The organism is Lederbergia ruris (assembly GCF_018332955.1).
Classification (GTDB): Bacteria; Bacillota; Bacilli; order Bacillales; family Bacillaceae_C; genus Lederbergia; species Lederbergia ruris.
The window spans coordinates 1-3,606 of record NZ_BORB01000078.1; the positions used below are offsets into that span (position 1 = coordinate 1).

4 protein-coding genes are annotated in these 3,606 nt (G+C 39.2%); all 4 read right to left on the reverse strand.

What is annotated here, in order from left to right; genetic code table 11:
- The coding region (locus KI363_RS21390) for an IS110 family transposase (RefSeq protein WP_212967593.1) at positions 1–755 on the reverse strand (755 nt) is incomplete at its 3' end.
- A gap of 145 nt (positions 756–900) precedes the next feature.
- Positions 901–1,509, reverse strand: a complete 609-nt coding sequence (locus KI363_RS21395) for a flavin reductase family protein (protein ID WP_212967595.1) — start codon at positions 1,507–1,509, stop codon at positions 901–903.
- Positions 1,510–1,523: 14 nt separating this feature from the next.
- The gene (locus KI363_RS21400) at positions 1,524–2,462 is read right to left on the reverse strand and encodes a ring-cleaving dioxygenase (protein ID WP_212967594.1); all 939 of its coding nucleotides are present in this window, start codon (positions 2,460–2,462) and stop codon (positions 1,524–1,526) included.
- 142 nt (positions 2,463–2,604) lie between these two features.
- On the reverse strand, positions 2,605–3,060 hold the full coding sequence (locus KI363_RS21405) for a MarR family winged helix-turn-helix transcriptional regulator (protein WP_158323922.1): 456 nt from the start codon (positions 3,058–3,060) through the stop codon (positions 2,605–2,607).
- Between the last annotated feature and the right edge of the window lie 546 nt (positions 3,061–3,606).

The following is a 3,606-nucleotide window of genomic DNA, read 5'->3' on the forward strand; positions in this document are numbered from 1 at the left end:
TTGGCAAAGCGTAAGCCGATTTCAATTCCAACACTTTTCTTCGCTTTATCTACCAGTTTGGTTGCACGCTTGATGCCAACACCACGCTTTACAACGGGTTTCCATTCCGCCAGTACATCTTCAGGGGTTTTATCACGAATGTCAGATGGAAATGGGAATGCACGCAACGTATATAATGCGGCCTTTCCATCCCATTGTTTAAATACATCCTGAAACTCTGGGAAATAACGCTGCAAGTTATTTTGAATGCGTCCTTCTGTGACAGTCTGTTGTTTGATGAGTTGATCTCGTAATTTGATCGCTTCTCTTAACTCGGCATAAATGCCATCGAGAAGATTTGGTACGGAGTATCTCCCATCCTTCACCAGCTGCGCAATCACACGGGCATCCTTTGTGTCATTTTTCGTTGGCGAGTTGTCATCCAGTTCTTTCGACTTCTTGACATGCATCGGGTTAACCAATACAAAGTCATAATCTTTGCTCGTCAGATAATAACCTAAGCTCATCCAATAGTGACCTGTTGGCTCAGCTCCAATAATGACATGGCTTTTATCATGTTTTTTTTGAAGCTTGAAAATCCATTCTAGTAGTAGTTCAAAGCCGTGTATTCGATTCTCAAAGATCAACCTTTTCCCAAATTCATAGCCTCTATCGTCCTGTGCTCGTGCCACATGTTTGTCTTTAGCAATATCTACTCCTATTACAAGTGTAGACGGTGTGATTTGCGATATTTTGTGATTTTGATTATAATTCATTGGTGAGTCCTCCTTGGTATTTATTTAATTTCGGGGTCATGATCATGACACCCTGTACTATACCAAGAGGGCTCTTTTTTGTTCAATCCTCAAATTTCTTCATTACAGGAATGCTCCTCATTAAAAAGTAAAGTTCTTACAATCATCATTTCGGTCGTTCGATTTCAAAGGTCGAGCCAAGCTTTGCATAATGAGCACCAGCCAAACGGCTTACGGCTGCTAAACCTAGAGGATCAATTCTTCCATTTTGATAAATTTCATCTTCAATATGGAAATGAATGACCTTGCCGATGATCAAATCGCATCCTGGTGCATCGTGTCCACCCAATTCCAAAGCTTGCTCCAGTTGACATTCCATACGAATTTTCGCTTGTTGAACACCTGGAACAGTAATCTTTGAACTTTTGACTCGTGTAAATCCTGCTAAATCAATTTCACTCTCATTAGGGGGTAAACTAGCCGCTGTCTGATTCACTTTTTCAACATTTTGTTCATCCACAATATGGACGACAAATTCTTTTTTCCCAAGGATATTTTTAGCCGTATCTTTTTGTCTTCCTTCAGAACGTTGGATCGATAAAGAAATCAGCGGTGGATTGGACGAAACAATATTAAAATAACTAAAGGGTGCTCCGTTGAGCACACCCGCCTCGGACAATGTTGTCACAAAGGCAATCGGTCTTGGGATGATACTCCCGGTTAGAAATTTATAATTCTCTCTTTCCGTATTGGTATTGGGATCAATGGCAAGCATCAAATGCATCCCTCCTATTCCAATTCCCTTACCGTAATCGGGATTAACCGACGGTTCAGTTGTTCCCGGTATTGCTCATACTGTTCAGGTAACATTAATTGTTCTCCCATTCTTTCTCTCGATTCATCGAGAGCAAAGCCAGGAGGATCTGTCGCAATTTCAAATAGTATTTCCCCATGCTCCTTAAAGTAAATCGCATTAAAATAATTTCGATCCTTAACAGGGGTGACACTATAACCATGAGCTGAAACGTATTCCTGCCAATCTAATTGGTCTTGATCATCGCCCGCTCGAAAGGCAATATGATGAACCGTTCCCACGCCCATTCGTCCTCTTTCTGTCGAGACTTTCTTTAGGTCAATGATATTTCCGATATCAGCGAGTGAACGGAAACGGATAAAATCTCCTTCTTCTCCCACATGTTCCAATCCCATAACTTTTTCGAGTAACTCCGCTGTTTGTTGAGGTTGTGCGGAATAAAGGATTGCTCCACCGAACCCTTTAATCGCAACTTCTGGAGTAACTCCTCCGAACGACCAGGTATTGATTTGCCCTTCCTCCCGTTCAACCAATTCCAAGTGCAAGCCATGAGGGTCATCGAATTGTACATACTGCTCACCAAAGCGCTCCACTTTTGAAAAGGGAATCTGAAATCTCTCTAATCTCTTCTCCCAGAAACCGAATGCTCCTTTAGGAACAACATAAGATGTAATCCCTACCTGTCCGTCACCAATCTTTCCTTGCTTGGCTCTCGCCCACGGAAAAAATGTAATAATCGTTCCTGGCTTGCCTTCTTCATCCCCAAAATAGAGATGATATGTGCCTGGATCGTCAAAATTGACCGTCTTTTTTACTAAACGTAAACCGAGAACACCAGCGTAGAAATCAACATTTTCTTGTGGATGCCCGACAATGGCGCTAATATGATGAATCCCACTCGTCTGTTTCTGCATATCTCTCACTCCTTGTCTTCGAGTATATTTCATCTATTCTACATTCTCCTATTGAATGGATCTTAAACTTCAGATATTAATCAAAAACTCACATTTACTTCATATTAGTATAGTACGAAACCGAGATAATTATTTAAAAAAATTACAATTTTTGGGCGTGGAACCCTAATTTTTTCAATTGTTCAATCAGCTGCTTCTTCTCATCCACATCTAAACCAGCTAAAATTTCTTGAATTGCTAATGTATGTTTCGGAAAAACGTCATCCATTAATTCTTTTCCCTCTGTGGTTATAGCGGCAAACGTAATTCGACGATCTTTGGGGCACGGTTTTCTCTCTAATAACTTTTTCTTTTCCAATTTATCGACTACATACGTAATACTGCTACTTGCAATGAGAACTTTCTCACCAATTTTTTGGATCGGTTGATCTCCTTTATGATAGATCAATTCTAATACAGCAAATTCAGTTGTGTTTAACCCTAACCCTTTAATGTTCTCCTCCACACGCTTTTTAATGGAATCTAAAGCTCTTGTCAAAACCACAAATAACTTCAATGACAGCTCTTCGTCGTAATGATCTTTACTCACAGTTATCATTCCTCTTTATCTCGAATTCGAGATAATTATATACCGAATACTTTTTTCTGTCAACTGGGGTTTTAAGAACCGGAATATTCTCATTATGAATGCAAAAATGAAGCATTATTTTAATAAAGCGTCATTTGAATAACTGGATTAATTTTTTGATAGTTGAATACCCCGGAATAAGCTTGCGAAAAAGGTCAAGCCAGCTACAATAGGAGCGATTCCAAAGGAGTTTATTTTAAAAAACCAAAACGGAATATTTGCACTAAAGGAAGAATCGGAAGTTGTAATAGAAGCAAAAGTGTAAACGACAGGGGGATAAAACGAAACAATAAGACATGGAACGGTCACACACAGAAATAAAGGGGGATTAAATTTAAACGACCACCTTTTTACGAAAAGTAAAGAAATATATAAGCCAAATATAAATGGTGATGCTAGTATAGTTTCATGGACACATCTAAGTTAAATTTATACAATGACTTTTAAGGAGGATGTGTCCGATGAGTAAGAAAAATAATGGGAAACGGTATAACGATGATTTCCGAAAAATGATTG

Bases quoted from the DNA above. Each gene is read 5' to 3' on its own strand.
- KI363_RS21395 (WP_212967595.1), bottom strand. From the start codon at position 1,509: ATGCTTGCCATTGATCCCAATACCAATACGGAAAGAGAGAATTATAAA.
- KI363_RS21405 (WP_158323922.1), bottom strand. From the start codon at position 3,060: ATGATAACTGTGAGTAAAGATCATTACGACGAAGAGCTGTCATTGAAG.
- KI363_RS21400 (WP_212967594.1), bottom strand. From the start codon at position 2,462: ATGCAGAAACAGACGAGTGGGATTCATCATATTAGCGCCATTGTCGGG.